Below are 21632 nucleotides of genomic sequence, written 5' to 3'. Positions count from 1 at the left end.
AGAATTGAGTTTGTAATTCATTGAAATATAAATATTTATCTTTCAGTTTTGAGCATTTTCTTATGCGCAGCTCAGGTTACATAGAAATTAAACCGGGCAGATAGTACACTAATCTGCCCTGTACGTCCTATGCAATATGAATAAAAGCTTGATAGTTAGCTCCGAAGATCGGCTAATTCAACTCCTTTCACACCCGCTTTTGAACCTGTGACACCAATAGCAATCGGTAGCAAAGCTGCAATGGCGATAAAAAATGAATAATCGTAAAAGCGGGTAGCTAACCAAGCCATTGGAAATAACCAAACAACATTGATTATAAAAATAAACAGAGTGACCTTGGTATGAGATCCCAACTTTCGAGTCCATTTCTGGTAAGCATGTAAATTATGAGCAGCCAACCAGCGCTGCCCCGTGAGCATACGAGTAATCAATGTAATCGTTGAATCAACAACAAAATAGCCATATAAAATGACCCAACTCCAAGGACTGATTACATCTTCAGATGAAGCCCCTATAGCGTATATCGCCATAGTAAACCCAAGGAAGCTGCTCCCAACATCCCCCATGAAAATCCGAGCTTTAGGGAAATTGAAAATTAAAAACCCTAACGTTGAAAAACTAAGAACCAACAATGAAGCCGTGTGAAAATCTTCCCCTGACGTGTATAGAATGATTGCAGCCCCAAAAGAAACAAACAGGGCTTCAAAACCTGCCAGTCCATTAATTCCATCCATAAAATTAAACAAATTGGTTGACCAAACAATAGCAACGGCAGCGACGACATAGCCAACGTATTCTAACCAGGGGAAATAATCCACAAATGGCAATTCAGGTACATCATGCAGCATGATTAAGGCAAACACAGCAGCGATAGACTGAACCAGTAAACGCCACTTCGCAGCTACACCTCTTTTATCATCAATCCAGCCAATCCATGCAATAAATCCACCACCAAGAATGAGTGCCAAAAACATAGGATTGGTAATCACATCTTTTACATAAATGGCAACCAGCCCAATAAAATAGGTAACAATCAAAGCTGCGCCGCCCCCTCTTGGAGTAGGTACCTGATGAGAACTACGTTCATTAGGCACATCCAGCATAGCTCTTTTGCAAGTTACACGAATTAGTAACCATGTAAGGAACCCTGAAACAAAAATAAGAGAAAAAAGAAACAACCACAAACGCATCTATTTCAGTTCCTTTACTGCAAACAATTTAATTTCGTCAGCCGTTTGATAGGGAGCTACCCAACTAAAATACTTTTCAGAATTCAAGCCGTTCAATACCATATTGCCAGCTAATTTTTGCCACTGCCGACTCATTCCAAACACTTTCGTCAAAACGCTAAGCAACATTTGAGGAACTGGGAGCATAATCACTTTCTTATGCAAACCTTGAGCAATAGCTAAACACAACTCTCTAATACTCAAAGGGTTTCTGTCAGACACAATAAAGGTTTCCCGCTCATACGACTGCACAGGCAATTCGAAAACCAGAGTCATTAAAAAATCACTCAAATTCCTCACGCTAATTAAACTGCGTTGATTATTAATCATACCAAATGGAAGCACCGGAAGTAGCCGAACCAACTTGGTCAACGCAGCCATATTAGCCTTTACACCAGCCCCATAAACCAATGGCGGGCGGACAATTGAAACTTTAATGCCATTATCCGCTAATTCATTAGCCAGATTTTCAGCCTGATACTTGGTTTCCGCATAAACGCCCTTCGGGCATACTTCCGAAGCCTCAGTAATAGGCTCCTTAAAAGTTTCATCGCCATTAACCTTAATACTGCTCAGATAAATGAAATGCTTAACATCTTTAGCTTTGGCTAAATTAACCATTGCTTGAGTGCCAGCGACATTTACCCTCTCATATTCAGCCCGGTTTGACTCATCTTCTGTCACATGAGCTTTTGCAACGAGATGAATGATAACGTCCAGCTTTTCAGGTAAGCCCTCACCGGCATAATTTTCAATCGAATCATGACCAATGACTGTAACAGCCTCATTTTCATTAATATCTGAGGTATTGCGAACCAAAGCAAACAGCTCAACATCTCTTTGCTTTAAATCATTCATCACTTGGCGACCAACAAATCCTGTGGCACCTGTCAGCAACACCTTTGGTTTCATTTAATGTAGCTGTGATTGATTTGATGATTTAGAAGGTGCGGTTGATACTAAATCAACATTCTCTGACATTGGGTTAAACCCTGTAGGCGCTTGTAACAACAAGTCTCGAACTGCAGATGCTTCACGCCTTTCAATGGCTAGTTCAATACTGCTCACCAAAGCCTCAAGTTCCTTAACTTCCAGATAGTTTTCCTTGGCACACATAATGCGTGAATGCTTGGTACCTAAGGCGTTGTCATCAACAAGAAGTTCTTCATAAAGCTTCTCTCCGGGCCTTAGCCCTGTGAATTTGATATCCATAAAACGTTCAGAAGCAGGATCATCAGAGTACCCAGTCAAGCGGATCATCTTCTTGGCAAGATCCAAAATCTTCACGGGCTTGCCCATATCCAATACAAACACTTCCCCCCCCTTTGCCAAGGCTCCTGCTTGAATAACCAACTGTGCGGCTTCAGGGATTGTCATAAAGTAGCGAGTAATATCCGGATGAGTAACAGTTAACGGCCCACCATTACTAATTTGATCTTTGAACAACGGAACAACCGACCCTGAAGAACCCAGGACATTGCCAAAACGTACCATACTAAAACAAGTGTTACTTTTCAGCGTTGCCAATGCCTGTAACGCAAACTCAGCAACTCGCTTGGATGCCCCCATAACATTAGTTGGTCTCACGGCTTTGTCGGTAGAAATAAGCACCATATTTTCTACCTGATGCTGTAACGCTTTTTGTGCAACCTGATAAGTCCCCAAAACGTTATTTTTAACACCTTCAACAATGTTTTGTTCAACTAACGGAACATGCTTATAAGCAGCAGCATGATATACGGTATTCACACTATAGGTGGCGAATACATCATCCAGTAATTTAGAATCAAGAACATTACCAATGATGGGAACAATCCAATCAGAGTTTGGCGCTTTCATCTCTGACTCAACAAGAGAAACCAGTTCTTTATGAATGGAATACAAAGAGAATTCAGAGTTTTCAAATAGCACCAAAGTCTTTGGCTGCAATTTAATGATCTGGCGACACAGCTCAGAGCCGATTGAACCACCAGCCCCAGTCACCATAACCACCTTGTTTTTAATACACTTATCCATTAATTCTGTAACTGGAGCAACAGGTGTTCGGCCTAAAAGATCTTCAACGTTAACATCTCGCAAATTCTCAATAGTTAGTTCACCTGAGACAATCTGTGAATAAGCGGGGATGGTTTTAACCTTTACTGGTAGATGCTCGAACTGCTCATAAATCTCCTTCCTGCGCTCCGAAGGTATATTGGCAATAGCAAGCAATATCCGTTTAACATTGTAATCATTCACCAATCGATCAATCGACTCAGGTGGCGATACTTCTATCCCTTGTAGCCTTCGGCCATGTAACTTTGCATTGTCATCAATAAAAGCGATTGGCATATATCTATTGTCTTGTTTCAGGGATATTGCCAACTGATTTCCTGCGGAACCAGCACCATAAATAATAACTGGCTCACCTAACTGCTCTTTCGCATAATGCTGAAACAGCAGCCTCAAACTGAAGCGACTCCCCAACATAAACATTATTCCCAAACTGGCATAAATAATGGGAGTCGAACGAGGCAAAGGGATGGAAAGAAAAAACAAACATAATGACATCACTACAGCCGAGGCAAAGACCATCGAACAAATAGAAACGACATTTTGGTTTCCAAAAAAGCGTACAACGGTTTTATACACCCCTATCTTTTCACCAAAAATAATGGTGAAGACGATACAGAATAATAAACATCCCCAAACGTAGGGTGAACTGGGAATATAGACTTCCCCCAAACGCAACGATAACCCCAATAAAAAAGCAAACAACAAGGAAAATGCATCAATGGTCTGTGCAGTTACTCGCTTTTTTAAACGGGATAAATTAAGCAGCTTAAGGATCATAAATTGTTATTCCAATTAGATGCCAGCTTGAATCAGTACCGAACGAAATACACTGCAAACTCTATCCATATCAGCATCAGTTATATTAGGGTGAACCAATAAGCACATGCTTGTATCGCCCAATTGAGCAGCCATTGGTAAACGTTCTTGTGGTCGCAATCCCGTACCTTCAAACGCTTTTTCCAAATACACCTCAGAGCAAGTGCCAGATAAACAAGGAACATCCTTGTTATTCAATTCCAGAATAATACGGTCACGAGACCAGCCAGATTTTAATGCTTCAGGCTGAACGTAAATATAATGCTTGTAGGGCACATAATCGATGTAATCCGGCACCTCTGGTATATAAACGGCTGAGCAACCTTGCGCTGCCACATTATATCGTTCAGCATTTTGCTTACGCTTTAATGACCATTCATCAAGCTTTTTCAGTTGATATCTGCCTATAGCCGCCTGCATTTCGGTCAGTCGCCAGTTTGTTCCAAACGACTCATGCAACCATCGATAACCATCAGAATGATTCATCTCATAAACCGCAGACCAGCTCTTCCCATGGTCTTTATACGACCATGCCTTACTCCAGATCTTCTCGTCATTACACAACATCATGCCACCTTCACCACCCGTGGTCATGATCTTGTCCTGACAAAAAGAAAATGCGGAGATATGTCCAATACTACCCAGCTTTTGCCCTTTATAGCTTGAACCATGAGATTGCGCACAGTCTTCAATAACATAAAAATTATTCTGTTCCGCAAGTGCCATGATACCCTCCATATCACATGGCCAACCTGCAAGGTGAACACAAATAACAGCCTTAGTCGCAGGCGACAACACAGCCTCTATAGTACGAGCACTGATATTTCCCGAATCCTTTTCCACATCAGCAAAAACGGGCTTTGCGCCAACATTAATAATGCTGGATATGGACGCAATAAAGGTTCGAGGTGTGACAATAACCTCATCGCCTCTTCCAATACCCAGACTTAATAATGCCAACTCAATTGCAACAGATCCGTTTGCAAGGGCAATCGCGTAACGGGTGCCATAGTATTCAGCGAATTCTTTTTCAAAGGCTCGAGCTTCACCACCAGTCCAGTAGTTCACTTTATTGCTTCGAAGAACCTCACTAACTCGTTCTATCTCATCTTGGCTAAAACTTGGCCAAGGCGGTAATTTAGTACCTAACATTAATTTTATTAACCGTCTTTCTAGTAATTACAGGCATAACGAACATTTTGCGGGATTATACAAAAGTTACCACTTTGCAGGAATCCCTGATGCGATGACGGAATCAGGTATATCTTCGACTATAACAGCCCCTGCTCCGACGACAGTTCGACTACCAATTGTTTTATAGGGAATAGATACCGCTCCGGCTCCCAATAAACTATAGTCCCCAATTTGACATCCACCAGTAAGAATAGTGCCCGGGGCAAGATGAACATGGTCACCAACAACACAATCATGTTCTATTGTGGCGTTAGTATTGATAATGGAATTGTTCCCAACTTTAGCGTCTGGATTGATACAAACACCGGCAAAGACAACTGTACCCTTCCCTATTTCAGCAGATGAACTAATTACAGCACTCTTATGGATAACAGTGGCAAAATTCGCCCCTTCACTTTTTAACAATGCAAATTTAGAAGCTCGGATCAGATTGTCGCCTATAGCAACAACAAACTCATATCCCTGAGAAATCAAATCAGGAATACAGGAGTCATCACCAACAACACCATATCCTAATTGAGTTACCATCTCCTGATATCTATCATCGACAAACACAATATGTGCATATAAAGATGATGTAATAGCGGCATCAGCAACAACCTTGCCATGTCCGCCAGCACCAACAATTGCTAATTTGTTCAAAATAAGCTCCGCACTTATTTATTCACATATTCAAGAAGCTTATCTCGCTTCTCTCTTAATTTCTCATCATCAGGGTACATAAGCACTCCTTCCTCAGCAAACTGCAAAGCAGCTTTCTGATTTCCATACAGATTAAGCGCATCGACGAAATTGCGGTAAATAGGAGCCATAGGAGAGTATTGAGTAACTGAATACGCCCAATAAATATAACTCAGCAAGTCCTTCCTGGATATTTTGCCTTCTCTCATACCTTTTCTAATTTTCCATTGAAACAACTCATACTCAAAACGCAACTTAAACGCAGCTGGATTATTAACCGTTAATAAGTATTTCACTTCCTCACGATTACTTCGGTTAAATTTCAAAAACATATCTAATGCGTACATTGTTGAAAAAAGAAATACCTGCACCTGTATTAATCCCCACAAAACCGCAGGGATGACTACAAATTTAGAGAACTTAGGTAACTTTAATTTCTTCTCTCGACTCACGTCAGCACAAAATAGCAATGATAGAAATACCAGAAAATGAGCAGCAGAATGATAAAAAGGAAGCTCAACTAAAGAGTGTAAAATTAATGGTAATGTTAGGAATAATATAGCGGGATTAAACTGACCATTTAAACATCCTCGCCACCAAACGAACAACAGCAAAATAAAACCGAGCAATGAGCCTAATCCCAATTCAACAACCCATTGCAACACTTCATTATGAGCATGTTGCACTCTAAATTCAGCAGGGGCTCCGGGATGCTCCTGCAAATAACGTCCCTGATACAGCAAATAGGCCTTTGGAAAAGTGCCAAGCCCATGTCCAAACCAGGGTTTATCCAAAATCATTTGTATTGCAACAGGATAAATTGTCGCCCTTGTTCCCAATGAACTGGAACTAAGAGCAGGCGTATCAGCCACCTTTACATCTTTCTCAACACTTCTAACATCACTAGAGCCTACAGAGTCCTCCTCTTTAGATTGTGTTGATTCTTCAACAACCAATGACTCCTGTGAAGACCTAACATCAAACACCTCTCTGGGAATAGCTGTAGCAAGCAATACCCCACAAAATAGCAATGATACAACTCGATACTCTCTAGTCCTGATTAACATGAAAACAAGATAAAGAAAGACTGAAACTAACGCGACGACCTGTGCAGAATCGGCACCAGATAAAACTGTTAAATGAAAATTGGCGACCAATATAATGAAAGTAAAAGCTATCTTTGATTTTTCTCTAGTAGCCGATGTGAACAATTTATATATCGCAATCATTGAGCCGATAGAGAGGTAAGATGAAAAATCATTAATCTGTTGGAAAATACCGTAAGGATGCCCCCAATCAGCCCTAAAAAACAGCCAGTGAGGCTCAAATATAATGTAATACTGGACGAATCCCCACACAGTTTGAATTAGAGAGGAATAAAAAATTATATTGATTAAATAAAGCTTAAGAGACGATGATGAAAACTGGTATAAACAAAATAGAAATAAAACTCCAGCACCCAGCCCAGATAACATTAGCATTTCGATATCAAGAAACAGCCTTGATGTATAAGTTAATGGTAAAAGCAGAAGAAAAACGCTCAACAACTGGTACAGTAATGGTTTAGTAAACTTAATACGGGAAAACCAAGCAATCCCGATAATAGAGAAGGCCACGAAGAAAGCAGTAACGCCCCATGTAGCATTGTTATAAGGCATCTGAATACCCGAACCACCCATATTACGATTGATATAATTCATCGCAACGAGGAATATTGCAGCCATAAAGACCTTAAATACCGAATGGTTCAATCGGTACAACTTTAGAATTCTATTTACTTTAGTTTTTTCCATTTCTAGAAACTTCTTTCAGAACGTTAACAAATTGTTGTGCAAGCATTGAACGATCAAAACTCTCTTTTGCAAGCTTTCTTGCATTCATAGATAGAGACGATAAGTTGTTCTTATCTTTTTGTAAAAAGACTAATGCATCAGCAAGTGACTCAGGTGACTCAGCGGGAACATTGACCCCAATATTTTCTTGTACAATAAGACGACTAATCCATCCTTCATAATTACAAATAACAGGCAAGCCAACTGTTAAGTAATCAAAAAACTTGTTCGGTGAAGTTCCATCGTAAAAAGCAGGCACATTTTTAAGAATCATCAAGCCAACATCACATTTACTGTACAAATCAAACAACTGTTTCTTTGATAAGTTATCTATGAATACAATATTCTTTAGCTTTAAATCATTAGCTCGTTCTTTAAGCTCGTTTTTCAGCATTCCTTCACCAACAAGGAGCAGCTTTATATTCTTATGACCCAGACGTTGCAATGTAGCAGCAGTATCGACTAATACATCTAGTCCATTGGCAATTCCATGTGTACCCGCATATATAGCCAAAAAATCATCTTGCTGAATTTCAACTGGCAATTGATAGTTTTCATAGTTATTACTACCCGTTAAATACAGGTCACATCCATTTGAAATAGTTGTATTTTTTTCTCTACTGACATACCGAATAACGCCACTAGCCATGCCATCAGAAAGAGTAATGACATGATCCGCTATTTTATAGCTCAAAACCTCAAGAATCTTTAACAACCCGATAATAACTGGATTCTTTATAACCCCCATAGCCACAGGTAGCTCTGGCCATAAATCCCTCACTTCAAAAACGAAAGGGAGCCTACGAATCAATTTAGCGTAAATACCAGGAACAGCTATCGTAAGAGGAGTAGAGGTACAAAATACCAAATCCGCTTTTTCTTTATTAACTTCCCTACAGCATCGTAATGCAAATAATACAAACTGTTTTGCACGAATTAAAAACGACTGCTTATTTGAATAATGCAACTGATACTCGATAACCTTTATACCGTCAACGAAACCTTCTCGTCTTCCGTTAACAAATGGTGTATCCAAACCAGTATTACCAACATCAAAACTCCCGCAGACGACGGTAACATCATTCCCATCTCTCAATAGAGCCTTAGAAAACTCATAAGAACGAGTTCCTGTTCCTCCTGATGGTGTAGAAAAATGCTGATGGAAATATAGAACTTTCATCAATTAACTTACTTGTCCTTATATATTTTTGAATCTAGCAGACAAATAAAAAGGAGTGCAGAGCACTCCTTTTTATTTAAGGAATATTCGAGATTATTTAATCCACACTCGAGGGTTCGCGCCCCCGGTGTTGTAGTATACAGGAATTGTTAGACGACCGTCAGCCGCTTTTTTCTCAGCAATCAAATGAACAAAATTGGTCTGTCCAGCAACGGTTACAGTTAAAGAGGCATCAGCAAGCTGGGTAGGACTGTTCATTGCACTCAGTATAGTTTCCTCACTGATAGTTAGAATACCGCCTGCATCCACTGTACCTAGGCTTTTATTAGTTGCACTGCCTTCTGTGCCGTCAGCAAGAGTCCAAATTATATCTGCTGTAACAGCAGCCTCTACAGTCCCTTCATTTACAATTTTTAACCAACTGACAAATCCACTAGCATTCAAACTCAAATGTGAAACCTTTGCCTGTAATCCATTGATGCTCCAAGAACCTGCATCTGTATTTTCAGCTATCACGTTTTTATCTGTTTCTGATTGGAAATCTAAATCAGCCTTTACAGTAAAACTTCTCGTAGATAAAGGTGATGACCCCCAAACGTTAGCTGTAATAATGGAAGAAACCGTTGGAATTCTAAAAGCATCACTTGCACTTAAAGAAAAGGTCGCTGTTCCAGCATCTTCGTCAATAACAAAATTTCCGCGATTAACCCCATCTGTTTCAATCATGATAGATTGAATACCTGACATATCCCCACTAAGAGTCAAAAGCACTTTATCATCATCATTTAAAGAAACACCGTTGGTAATATTTGCTTCAACAAATTCCAAAGCGATAGTGTCCGAAGTAATTCCACCAACAAATGAGTTTCTGCTGTCATCAACATCAATAATTGCTGATGCCAGAACATCTGTCCTTGCAGAAAATTCATTTGAATATTGGAACAGTTCTAACGAACTAAAAAAGTCAAATGTACCAAAAGAGTCATCAGCATTCGCATCAATGTCAATTTCAGCCCCAGCGGATAACGCTGGCATATTGATATTGATGGACTGACCAGCAATGCTGGAACCTGATAGAAGAAAATTATCACTAGCCGTAATACCACTTACAACTCTGAATTCCAAGACCGAAGAACCTGCCGGAGCTTGGGTGATAAGAACAAATTCAGTTAAATTACCTGTGCCAGCGCCTCCTAAACTTGTTTCCAAGGTATAGGCAGCATCGGCAAATGTTGCACCATTATTCAGAGAAAGAAACAAACGATTATCTGGAGAGAAATTACTACCTGGCTGTATAGTTATGCTATCCCCAGCAATATTGGCTTTTAAGCCTCCTCCTGTTGCAGCTTCAACACCTACAGATTCGGATGTGACGGCTTGAAACGACCCGGCGACACTTGGAAGTGAACAAGCGATCAACCCACAGCCGATAGAAAACACGAGCTTTGTTCTTATATTCATCAACTAACACCTAATAATGTTCAATCATCCACTACATTTTTACTACAAATTAGTGATTGCAATGGCGTTCAGATTTAGATTAGCTGCGAATTTACGATGCTGCAATTAAAACTCCAAAAATATTTAAAGATAAGATTAAGCGGATTTTTTGTCGTCGTGTAAACCACCCGATAACTCGTATATCAAGTAATTTAGCAGAAACTACCGAGATGAAATTCTTAATATGTATGCCTTGAACACCGAGTGAAGTCAAAGAACTAACAGAAAACTCGATAGCCGAATAAAACAATGAACGGAGACATGTCTCGATAGGCGAACTCACGCCTTGGGAGTATCTGACTGTAGTGGTCAACTATTCCCGGACAGTAAATTAAGTTTTTCTTCAGCTAATGCTGGTGCAATCATCCCATTGTGACTATGTGGTCGCTGATGGTTATAGTAGTCCATCAGGTAGTAGCTAATGTCTCGCTCTGCTTGCAGATATGACTGATAGCCAGTTGATGGTATCCATTCCGTTTTCAAACTTCTAAACACACGTTCCATTGGGCTGTTATCCCAACAATTCCCTCGACGGCTCATGCTTTGTTTCATACGATAGCGCCACAGCCTTTGACGAAATTTAAGTGCACCATATTGACTCCCTTGATCTGAATGAAACAAGACATTCTTCGGCCTACCTCTTTGCTCGTAAGCTCTGTCCAGGGCTTTAATAACCAATGCGGTATCAGGATGTTCAGATAACGCCCAACCAACCACTCTGCGAGCATATAAATCCAGAATGACGGCAAGATATATCCATTTATTGCCAGACCAGATGTAAGTAATATCGCCGCACCACACCTGATCCGGCTCTTCAACATTAAATTCACGAGCCAACAGGTTCGGAATATCCGGCCTCTCAACCAATGCCACTTTATATGAGTGGCTTCCAGGCTGGGTACTGACCAACGCCATATCTTGCATAATACGGCGGACTTTAAACCTGCCGATGACGATGCCATTTCCGTTTAGCATGGCGACTAATGTGCGACTCCCGGCAGACTGGCGACTAAGATTGAAAAATTCATGGATCATTGCTCTTAACACCAACTCATCACGTTTAATTGACTTGTCTCGCTCACGGTAATCGTAATAACTTGAGCGCGGTACGCTAAATGCGTCGCAAAGTACCTCAATGCTTTCATGCTCTCTTAATTGGTCAATCAGCGCGTATTGCTCCATTCGTCTGACATTAAGAGAGCCGTAGCCTTTTTTAATATGGATTTCTCTCTTTCCAGGCGGTTAATTCGTGCTTCAAGCTCCTGGATCTTTCTATGTTCAGCAGACAGAGCCTTGTTTTCTGGAGTAAACCCACCTCGTTCTTTTTTCAATTGCTCAACCCAGCGACGCATCGCCGTTTCACCAACATCCAGAGCTCGGCAAGCTTCTGGAATTGAATAACCCTGATCAAGAACAAGGCTTGCTGCTTCCAATTTAAATTCTTGAGTAAAAGTTCGACGTTGTTTTGACATTAGACACCTTTCTATTGAGTGGTAAGAATACCACCTAAATTGGTGTCCGGGATTATTATACCAATCCCATTAAAAACCTAGCCATTTAACTGTGCCCATTTTCTGGTGCATAAAGAGATAACACGATGGGTATCTTTGACAAATGTATTCCAGGCGTCACTACATGCATCCACGATATCTTCATACCCTTCAAATATGCGATTGGATAGTGCGTTCTGACGAAGCCAACTCCATACCTGTTCAACCGGATTCAGTTCCGGCGAGTAGGGAGGAAGCTTTAGCATACGAATATTATCAAACTGTTGGATCGTGTCCTCTGTATGCCATCCTGCGCCATCCATGATGACGACAGCCATTCGCCCCGGTTTAGTACGTTCAGAAATCTGTTTCAAGTGCAATGTCATTGCATCCTTGTTGACCCACGGCGTTATGAGCGCTTCTGTTTCACCGGTTGCGGGACAGACAGCACCGAAAAGATAGGCATATTCAAATTGTTGCTGTTTGACTGCGCGTGGGCGACTGCCAGTTCTTGCCCATAAACGAGAGGTGGTATTTTGCTGACCAAAGCGAGCTTCATCCTGAAACCAGATATCAACATTGTTCAGAGGCAGATGTCCTGGACAAAGTTTGATCACATTAATCTCCAGTTTTTTAAACTCTTCCTGAGCATTTTGCGATTGCTTTGGATGTTTTGAACGGCTGGAAATCCATGAAAAACCCCATTGATGCAAGAGACGGTAAATGTTGGACATTTTATAATCCACATTCAGATGGCTCGATATCCAGGCTTGGATATCGGCTCCCGTCAGTCTTCCCCCGACATCAGAACGACTATGATATTCAATATAGCGAGATAGCTTTTTTATCTGTTCTGATGACAGCGATGCAGGACGACCGGGAGGAGATTTGGCATCCAGGCCATCAATTCCTTTATCCAGAAAAGCCGCTACCCATTTATTTACACTTGCCCTGCTGACCTTAAGTGTTCTAGCTATTTGTGCTTTGTTCATTCCTTCACTGTAATGAGCCAATGCAAGTAACCTGATCCTTTTAGCTGCGTTAGTTTCCTTTTTGGAAAGCGCTGTGAAATCTATCTTTTTTAGCATCTAATTATCTGTTTTGTCTTCACTGACTTAATTAGATCATACTTTTAATGGGATTGGTATTAGACCACTACAGACCAAGAAAAATCAGAAGGAAAATTCTAATTATAGATGCAGATCATCAATCTGAACTGCGCATCAAGGAACGCCTAACATCGATATACAATATACAGCATAGAACAGCTTCAAAGCGAAGCACATCGCAAAAAAAAGAGCACCCTAAGGTGCTCTCTTATCAAACGCTTAATTAGCAATGACTATTGGATCCAGTCACGAGCTGCGCCAAAGTTATAGTAAACAGGAACAGCTACACGTCCGTTAGAAGCTTTCTTCTCAGCAACCAAGTGGATCAAGTTAGTTTGACCAGCAACAGTTACTGTCATAGAAACGTCAACCAACTGAGTCGGGCTACCCATTGCAGCCAAAATAGCAGCTTCACTGATTGTTGCAATGCCACCAGCATCAACAGCACCTAGACTTACACCTGAAACAGAATCTTCAGTTCCATCAGCTAGAGTCCAAATAATATCAGCAGAAATTTCAGCAGCAGTAGAGCCTTCGTTAACAACTTTCAACCAGCTAACAAAACCAGTTGAATTCAAAGACAAGTGAGAAACTTTAGCTTGCAAACCATTAATAGACCATTCACCAGCAGCAGTGTTTTCAGCAATCAGGTTTTTGTCAGTTTCGCTTTCAAAGTCTAGATCAGCCTGAACAGTGAAAGTACGAGTAGCTAATGCTGCAGAACCCCATACTTCAATATCCAATGTTGTAGAAGTAACGGAGAAAACATCGCTAGCTTCGGCAGAGAAAGTAGCTGTACCAGCTGCCTCGTCAATAGTGAATGAACCTTGGTTGCCACCAGCATCCAACACAATTGACTTAATAACAGACATATCACCACTTAATACGATATCAACAGCATCAGCACTACCAGTAGAAGCCAAATCAACACCGTTAGTAGTACCAGCATCAACAAAGTTCAACTCAATAGAGTCAGAAGTAGAGCCGAGAGTAAACGTCAAACGGTTAGCATCTACATCAATAGTCGCATTAGCAACTTTTGCAGAGTTAACAGATGCAGAAAACTGATTAGCATAACGGAACAATTCTTTAGCTGTGTAGAAATCGAAAGTACCGAAACTATCATCCGCATTTGCATCGATAGAAATTTTAGAGCCGGCGGCTAGAGCAGGAGCGTTGATTTTGATACCAGCAGTAATGTCTGTAGCATCACTAGAAAGTACGTAGTCATCACCCAGACCAACATCACTTGAAGCTCTAAACTCAAGGATAGATGCGCCTTTAGGCTGAGGGGTAACCAATACAAATTCAGTTGCCAAGTCAGTGCCATCACTAACCCACAAAGCATAGGTAGTGTTAGCGAAAGTCGCACCGTTGTTTAATGTTACAAAAACACGGTTATCGGCAGTAACGCCTGCGCCAGGGATAAACTCAGGAGAAGCAGTCGTAGTTACGACAAGCTTACCAGTTGTTGCAGCTTCTACACCAATAGCTTCAGACGCAATAGAGAATGTACCTGCAAACGCGCTAGAAGATGCAACTGCAAGCGCGACTCCCATAGCCAAACCAGTTTTATTTAGCTTTTTCATTATTTTAAACTCCAATTCAAAAATGAATGTGTTAATTGCAATTAGCACAATTCCATAAAAAATGTGCTCGCAGAGGATTATCAAAGCTCAATAACCATATGTCAAGGCAAGAATAACCCGTAAAAGTTAAAAACTAATATATAAGTATAAGTCTACATCATTATTACTCTTCCTTAGTCAAATAACGTTAATTCGTCAATAAATAATTCATTAATCTCATGAATATCACTGGAATTAAAAATTATTCGAGGAGTTATAAGAACCAAAAGCTCTGTTCTTGATATAGACTTAGATTCGTTTGAAAACAAGCGTCCTAATATCGGTATATCCCCCAACAAAGGAACCTGCGAGTCTTCAAAAGAATTATTTTCTCTGATTAACCCACCCAACACCAAAGTTTGCCCTGAGTTAGCAACTACCGATGTCTGAAAAGAACGATTCAATATTATGGGTGAATCAATGCCCGATGAACCATTTTCCGATGTTTCACTCACATTTTGCGATATCTGCATAGCAATAATATTACTAGAATTAACAATAGGTGAGACTGTCAAGTCAACGCCGGTGGAACGGTATTGAATACTTTGTAATACTCTGTCCGTATCTACATCTGCCGCCTGCGTTGATAATACCGGAATTTCAGTTCCAACATTTAATGTGGCGCTCTCACCATTGGCAACCACGATTCGTGGGCTGGATAACACTTTCAGTTTATTCTGTTTTTCCAAAAGTACAAGAGCCGCATTATAATCAACACCACTGATAGTGTATGAAAAACTCCCAGCAAAAGAACTTAGCTGTGAGGTAGCGATATCTCTTTTCGCGCTTCCGCCGAACAAGCTCCATTCAACCCCCTGAGTATGTTCATCTTTTAAAGTAACTTCTATCAGTTTAGCTTCAATCAACACTTGAGGAGGCGTAACATCAAGCTTTTTTAACAACGGTAATATACTCTTATACTTATTTGCAGCAGCATAAATGATTATAACGTTTCTATTCTCATCAGAAACAAAACTGAAATCTTCGCTATACCCATTAACGGTGGCATTAGACTTTGAAGATGTAGATTTGTTAGAGGAAGTATCGCTACCAGCACCGACGGCTTGAGGTTGTCGGTTAGCCCCAGCGGTTGAACCTGAAAAAGAACTTTGCCCAACCTGGATTAACTTCTGCAGTACCTGAGCCAGTTTAGCTGCCTCCATATTTTCTGGATAATACATAAAGTACTGCTTATCGTCCGTAGATTCTGGTGTATCCAACTGCTTTTGCCAATACGCGACTCTTTTTAAAACATCTTCATTATTGGAATGTATAACTACACCATTCTGACGAGATAAATCGGTAAACCTCAAAGCCTGCGAAACATTGACTCCTTCGTTCTCCAATAATTCACTCACTTTTTCAATAAACTCGTAGGACGGCAAATATTCCAACTTAATAAACTGAATACGTTTACCTCTTACATGAGGCACATCAAGCATTTCAATAATATCCAACGCCCTCAAAACATCATGGCGACTTCCACGAATTCCCAGCAAATTAGGATCTTGAAGTGCTTCTGGTGACGCATTAGACAACCGAATAAGGAAGCTTGATAGACTCTTTGCATCTATAAAATTTATGGGCACAACATGGAAAATTGGCTGGGCACCTTGAGGTACATCAGATTTACTACGACCAAAACCATAATCATATTCAGGTAATCCTCTACGTTGACGGACCCCATGAAGAAAAACTACACCATTTTGGATTTTTAACGCTATTTCATTCTGTTCCAATACATCCTTAAACAATTCCAGAAAACGTTTTTGACTTACTTTTTCAGCAATTGACAACGTTACCGTTTTACCTTCAATATTAACTTGAGGATCGATAACAAAACTTACATTTAATAACTTAGCCAGAGAGTGATTAATAAACTCTTTCAATCCAATTTGCTCAAATGCTACCGCAATATTTTCTTCATCACTTAAACGCAGCACTTCAGATGAACTTTTCACACTACGGTTTATTTCGTACTCAAAGGCATCTATCTCTCTGTTGTTTTGCTGAACGGATGTACTTTTTCCGCTGTTATTTTGAGAATCCTCACCACTAGCAGCATTAGAGTCGGCAATATTTTTTTGAAATACTGAGTTGAACGGGTCTTTACCTGTCGACTGACACCCTTGCGCCAATAAACTAAAGCCGACAACCAGCGTCATGTAGACCGGTTTTCTTACCGAAAACACACACCATTTAAGTAAGTTAAATATCATAATTAAAAATCACCAAATTAAATTCTGATTGTTGCGTTCCATTGCCATCACTGACTATCAACTTTACAGAATCAGGATAAACATCCTTCAACAAAATACTCATTTTACCTTCAACCACATCAATCGAGTCATTTAGCAAAATGGTGAATATTTCACCCACCTTAGTGGAGGATGTAATAGACAATATTGCAGCTTTACCGTTATGAGACTGAGATATACCCAATAATCGAACATCTTTCTCACCAAGAGTTAATGTATCTATTCGAGACTCTTCAAGCTCTCTTTTTTCTTGAGCCAACCGTTCAGCTTCTGCCAGTCTCTTTAGCTCTTCAGGATCAGGTTCAGGCTTCAAGCCAAAAATTTCATTTAGGGGGTGTAATTGCGATTGAGCACCAATTGAGAGAGTAACCTTTTGCCAACTTTCAACATTCAAGTTCTTTTTATTGGAAAAATCATCAACCCAAACATTGTGCCAAAATTCAATCAGCAGAATAATGCCTAAAAAAAGCAATATCCCCTGCTCCTTTTTATTAACGCTCAACATATTTCTGCAATTCCATTCTTACTTTCATACTTTGGTTACTGCGACTATATATAGTCATTCTGCTAACAATGAAAAAACTTTTATCGTTCTCGAGTTTTTCCACCAACTTAAATAATTTATCCACTGAACTCTCTGCTTCCAAGCTGATCATAAAAGAACTCAAGCCTACGTGTTCTTCTTCCAATTCAGTCACAGCAACTCTGTTTACTTTGACGTCAAAAGATTCACAGATCTGTCTAACCTTGGTGGGTAATTCAACCTTGCTAGAACCGTTTTCTGTCTTTAAAAAAGACTGTCTTAACAATGCCAAGTCTTCTTTAAGTGCTTCTTGTTTTGCTTTTATATCTTCAATAGCCATTTCAAGAGCACTTCTTTTAATCGCAAAGCCAGACTTTACAATCAAATCGCTCGACATATCGTTACGCCAATAAAGCCAAGGCAGAAATACATATTGAACAAATACGAGCGCCGCCATCATAATCAACCCGTATTTCACCACGGGCTTCTGTAATTCGTCTTTAAACTTATTAGCCATTAGTTAAATTAAATCTAATTAGAAACCTATCTTTACCACTACGGTTGTCAGGTGTGATTGGCGACATAAATTCCAATCCATTTACATCCGGACGACCAGACAAAAAAGTCATAAATGACTCTATATCACTACTGATTCCACCAATACGAATTTCACCATTTTCTAAATAATCCAAACGATCAATTCTTAAGTCACCGCGGTTTGAAAATTGGTGAAGTACCTGGGGAATATGAGAGACATGGCTCTTTGATGCGAACACGCTGGCAAAGCTACTGTAACTATCCAGCAACTGTAGATAATTACCTTTAAGTTCAGAATACTCATTTCTCAAATCAGCGGTACTTTCAGCTGCATTTTCCAGATAATAATTCATCCCTAAAAGATATACCGACTCCAACAACATGACCGCCCCAAAGATAACTCCTGACATCAATGCATGCTTTGGGTTTAGTGCAAAGCGTTTGCGTTTTTCAACAAAATAAAATTTGTTTAATGCACCACGCAAATCCTTCCAGCTAATAGTTAACAAATAGTGAGCAATATTCCTCGACAATTCACTGGCACCCATGGAGACATTTTCAACATCAACATTAGCGTGCGTTTTTAGAATTCGGTTCTTTAAACTATCACCTTTGTCATCAACAATTTTTAGAACATTCTTCTCTATCCAAACGAACTGTTTACCAAGTGCATTATCAAGGCAAACCCTACCACCGGTAAAATCTCGAAGTATAAATCTCAAGATATCTTCCCAAGTCAGCACTAGCGCATATTGATTAACGCCTGGGTACAATTCGAGATCTACAAAATGGTATTGGACTAACCAGCCTCCACTTCCCTGTTCCGACATTTTGTATAGTGCATAGCTATTTTTAAATGGAGATTGATATTCCAGTTCATTTTTAATAATTTGCTTTAACTCTTTTTCAGAAATGACTTTATATAATTTCTCAAAAGAGACATACATATCTCTGGATAAGACAGCAATCCAACCTTTATCACTCCCCTTGGATACTAATGTATTCCGCCCAATATCCAGTGTGCGAACACCATCTTTATCAAGAAAATCGACTTTCCCAAGCAACCATGGAATAAATTTATTTTTAGGGTCTGATAATAGTTCTTTCATTGCCAACCATATATATAAAAAGGCATTAAATCGGTACCTCGGAGATTAATATCTACTGACCGTGCAAATTTAGCACCATCGTATTCAATATTAACCGAAATCCGGAAAAGCCCCGATGGAATATCACTTACCGAGCCGGGATCAACACCTTGAAGGCTGTTATACACATGCCTCAAACTCTCTCGGTCTTTTCGTTGTGCCAAAACCTGCTCATAAATATCATCACCACCATATGCTTTAATCATTGCCTCACTACCAGCTAAAGGTGCTCGCTCAGATGTCCCCCAATAACTCGCCTCGTTACTTATTATTTCCATTAAACGCTCATCAATTCCGGGGATAAAAAACAGTTCATCTAATGACTGCATTAAAGCATCTCGAGGATAAAACTGACTGTTATTATACTGATACCCTTTCTTCTCTAATCCTTGAATACGCCTAAAGCTATCACTATCCATCCAATCTTCAATGCGATCAGTAATACCTCTAGCACTCTTCTCATCCACACCATAAAACATTAAAACCTTTAACCATTCTCCAGATTTAAAAGGCACCAAATTCAACTTCGATGCCAAATCTTGATATGAAACAGTTACACCCGAGCCAACCTCGAGAGGCTCCCCCCAAAACATGCTTGGGTAAAGTATTTCCGTTTCAGGCCATTCAACCCCCACAAATCCAAGTCGGGAAATAGCGTATATTGCTTTTTTAAGCTGATTATCTGCTTTTAACCTGGCATGTAACTGTTTACTCACATCCTGTGCCAACTGAATATTTTGTTGAGCTTTATAAGTGAAAAAAGCAGCAAATACCCCCAATAGCAAAGCCACAAGTAAAGCGAATATGAGGGCTGCCCCTCTCTGCTCTCGCCCCCCTAATGGTGTCTTACTGCTCATGTCAAACCATCCAGCATTAAATCTCGCTTCATGTAGTTTTGACTTTTAACCTCGAAAATACAGGGCCATTCAGTACCATCAGGCCACTCAATGCTAATTCTTATTTTTTCAGGTAAATATCCCGTCTTCATCCCTTCGTAATTATTTTGCCACATCAAATTAGCTTGATAATTTTCAGTTACTCCTGACGGATAAAGTTGCCTAATATTCTGAACCCCAAGATATTCAAAAGTAATTTTACTGGCACCAGAAAGTATCAATATACCTTTAAGATCTTCCTTTTTAGGAAAATGAGAAGACTCAAAAAAAATCTGTTCTCTCGCTCCCCTTTGATATAAAACCAAAGCCAGCAGTGAATCCTTATCTTGTTCCACACTTAAAATATTAAGACTTCCTTGCTTCTCCTCCTCCCAAGAGCTTGCCGAAACAAACTGAATAGAATCTGAGCGCCCCCAAAAATAAAGCTCATTTCTCCCCAAATTATCAGCCACGTAATAATCTGATGTTGCATTCAGTAGCCCAGCTAATCGCTCAATATTAAAATAACGATTCAAACGAGCTTCAAACCCAATCCCAGTCTTCACGCTATATTGATTAAACTGAGACAAAGACATTGTTGCCAATCCCATGACAATGGACATTAGAACCATTGCTAACAACAACTCAATCAATGTAAAACCTTTAGTACATTTACTTCCAGGATAAATAGGTGTATTCATAAACATCACCCTCAACATTGATCTCAATATTTTTTAAATGCAACTCTCTTCCCAACTCCACTTGGCTATTTGACTCTACATCAAAGCCTGTTTCTGACCATTTGCTATATTCTTTTACTACCTGCCATTGAAAACTCAATTGCCCCCATCGTCCTTCGCCAGATTTTGTATCAGGCCGCAGTCTCAAATCTTCAGCAATGCTTTGCTGAATAAATGTGACCACGATACTTCTAAACACCTTTCTTTCCGCACTAAGTTCAGATTTAAGCCCTGTTTGATAGGCTAAAGAAACCAACGCAATGGCCATAAAGAGAAGCAAGCTGGCAACCAGCACCTCAAGTAAAGTGAACCCCTTCTGACCGTTGGTAAAACTCATCATCCTTGCCATGTTTCGCTGTAGGCAATCCCTTTAATAGCAATATCTTTGAATATCCCTTGAGAATGAGGGGCAGCTCTTAAAAAATCCAATGTAACCACACCACTCTTTAACGCTCTAAAACGAGTATTATCAAATTGAAGGTATTCAAAGCGATGTGAAAACAAAGGTGATTGTTCTATATCGCCCTCTTCTGAATATTCCAACGTCTCATCAAGGGGTTTGACTAACTCATCAGCCCCCTGTTTTAGATCAGCTAGAAAAAAAGCCTCTATACGATCCCCTGATACGCGAATATTAATATCCTCATGCACGGAATACGCATAAACGGAAATATCGCGAACATATTGCTTCAACATTCTCATTTCCTGCTGAGCCATATGCTGTGTGTAAACTTTATTAATTGATGGCCCAACAATCGACAGAACTAAAGACATCACCATGAACACTACTAATAGCTCAATCAACGAAAACCCTAAATTAAGCCTGGATGCATTCAT

General features: G+C 40.0%; 19 protein-coding genes. All 19 read right to left on the bottom strand.

All coding sequences use genetic code 11. The features are described 5' to 3' along the window. Positions 1–155 precede the first annotated feature (155 nt). Positions 156–1103: an MraY family glycosyltransferase gene (locus tag KIH87_RS04725; RefSeq protein WP_232360386.1), complete on the bottom strand. Its 948-nt coding sequence runs from the start codon at positions 1101–1103 to the stop codon at positions 156–158. Positions 1104–1190: 87 nt separating this feature from the next. Continuing rightward, positions 1191–2141, bottom strand: a complete 951-nt coding sequence (locus KIH87_RS04720; RefSeq protein ID WP_232360385.1) for an NAD-dependent epimerase/dehydratase family protein — start codon at positions 2139–2141, stop codon at positions 1191–1193. Beyond that, on the bottom strand, positions 2142–4061 hold the full coding sequence (locus KIH87_RS04715) for a polysaccharide biosynthesis protein (protein ID WP_232360384.1): 1920 nt from the start codon (positions 4059–4061) through the stop codon (positions 2142–2144). Positions 4062–4076: 15 nt separating this feature from the next. Then, the gene (locus KIH87_RS04710; protein ID WP_232360383.1) at positions 4077–5252 is read right to left on the bottom strand and encodes a DegT/DnrJ/EryC1/StrS family aminotransferase; all 1176 of its coding nucleotides are present in this window, start codon (positions 5250–5252) and stop codon (positions 4077–4079) included. 66 nt (positions 5253–5318) lie between these two features. After that, entirely contained in the window at positions 5319–5936 is a 618-nt protein-coding gene (locus KIH87_RS04705) for an acetyltransferase (RefSeq protein ID WP_232360382.1), read from the bottom strand. A gap of 14 nt (positions 5937–5950) precedes the next feature. Further along, positions 5951–7768 carry a PglL family O-oligosaccharyltransferase gene (locus KIH87_RS04700; RefSeq protein WP_232360381.1) on the bottom strand — a complete coding sequence of 606 codons (1818 nt, stop codon included), beginning with the start codon at positions 7766–7768 and terminating at the stop codon, positions 5951–5953. Then, a complete protein-coding gene (locus KIH87_RS04695) occupies positions 7755–8987 on the bottom strand; it encodes a glycosyltransferase family 4 protein (protein ID WP_232361429.1) in 1233 nt (410 codons plus the stop codon). The genes KIH87_RS04700 and KIH87_RS04695 overlap by 14 nt, the downstream gene beginning before the upstream one ends. Positions 8988–9080: 93 nt before the next feature. Continuing rightward, positions 9081–10448, bottom strand: a complete 1368-nt coding sequence (locus KIH87_RS04690) for a hypothetical protein (RefSeq protein WP_232360380.1) — start codon at positions 10446–10448, stop codon at positions 9081–9083. 348 nt (positions 10449–10796) lie between these two features. Then, positions 10797–11959, bottom strand: a protein-coding gene (locus KIH87_RS04685; protein WP_232360379.1) for an IS3 family transposase whose coding sequence is annotated in 2 segments (ribosomal slippage) — positions 10797–11704 and positions 11704–11959 — 1164 coding nt in all. Because the reading frame shifts where the segments join, the coding sequence is not laid out codon by codon here. 77 nt (positions 11960–12036) lie between these two features. Then, complete coding sequence (locus tag KIH87_RS04680; protein WP_232357943.1) at positions 12037–13065, bottom strand: IS630 family transposase; 1029 nt, start codon at positions 13063–13065, stop codon at positions 12037–12039. Positions 13066–13319: 254 nt separating this feature from the next. Then, entirely contained in the window at positions 13320–14675 is a 1356-nt protein-coding gene (locus KIH87_RS04675; RefSeq protein WP_232360378.1) for a hypothetical protein, read from the bottom strand. A gap of 173 nt (positions 14676–14848) precedes the next feature. Further along, positions 14849–16879, bottom strand: a complete 2031-nt coding sequence (locus KIH87_RS04670) for a type II secretion system protein D (RefSeq protein ID WP_232360377.1) — start codon at positions 16877–16879, stop codon at positions 14849–14851. 43 nt (positions 16880–16922) lie between these two features. Next, entirely contained in the window at positions 16923–17477 is a 555-nt protein-coding gene (locus KIH87_RS04665; protein ID WP_232360376.1) for a hypothetical protein, read from the bottom strand. Next, positions 17464–18012, bottom strand: a complete 549-nt coding sequence (locus KIH87_RS04660) for a hypothetical protein (protein ID WP_232360375.1) — start codon at positions 18010–18012, stop codon at positions 17464–17466. Before KIH87_RS04660 ends, KIH87_RS04665 begins: the two co-directional genes overlap by 14 nt. Then, positions 18005–19141, bottom strand: coding sequence for a hypothetical protein (locus KIH87_RS04655; RefSeq protein WP_232360374.1), 1137 nt, complete (start codon positions 19139–19141; stop codon positions 18005–18007). The genes KIH87_RS04660 and KIH87_RS04655 overlap by 8 nt, the downstream gene beginning before the upstream one ends. Then, a complete protein-coding gene (locus KIH87_RS04650) occupies positions 19138–20037 on the bottom strand; it encodes a type II secretion system protein GspK (protein ID WP_232360373.1) in 900 nt (299 codons plus the stop codon). The genes KIH87_RS04655 and KIH87_RS04650 overlap by 4 nt, the downstream gene beginning before the upstream one ends. Continuing rightward, on the bottom strand, positions 20034–20756 hold the full coding sequence (locus KIH87_RS04645) for a prepilin-type N-terminal cleavage/methylation domain-containing protein (RefSeq protein ID WP_232360372.1): 723 nt from the start codon (positions 20754–20756) through the stop codon (positions 20034–20036). Before KIH87_RS04645 ends, KIH87_RS04650 begins: the two co-directional genes overlap by 4 nt. Beyond that, positions 20728–21144 carry a type IV pilus modification PilV family protein gene (locus KIH87_RS04640; RefSeq protein WP_232360371.1) on the bottom strand — a complete coding sequence of 139 codons (417 nt, stop codon included), beginning with the start codon at positions 21142–21144 and terminating at the stop codon, positions 20728–20730. Before KIH87_RS04640 ends, KIH87_RS04645 begins: the two co-directional genes overlap by 29 nt. Then, on the bottom strand, positions 21132–21632 hold the full coding sequence (locus KIH87_RS04635) for a type II secretion system protein (RefSeq protein ID WP_232360370.1): 501 nt from the start codon (positions 21630–21632) through the stop codon (positions 21132–21134). Before KIH87_RS04635 ends, KIH87_RS04640 begins: the two co-directional genes overlap by 13 nt.

The organism is Paraneptunicella aestuarii, assembly GCF_019900845.1.
In the GTDB taxonomy this organism is placed as follows: domain Bacteria; phylum Pseudomonadota; class Gammaproteobacteria; order Enterobacterales; family Alteromonadaceae; genus Paraneptunicella; species Paraneptunicella aestuarii.
Note: the sequence above shows the minus strand (reverse complement) of the source record. Positions and strands in the feature narration are given on the sequence as shown.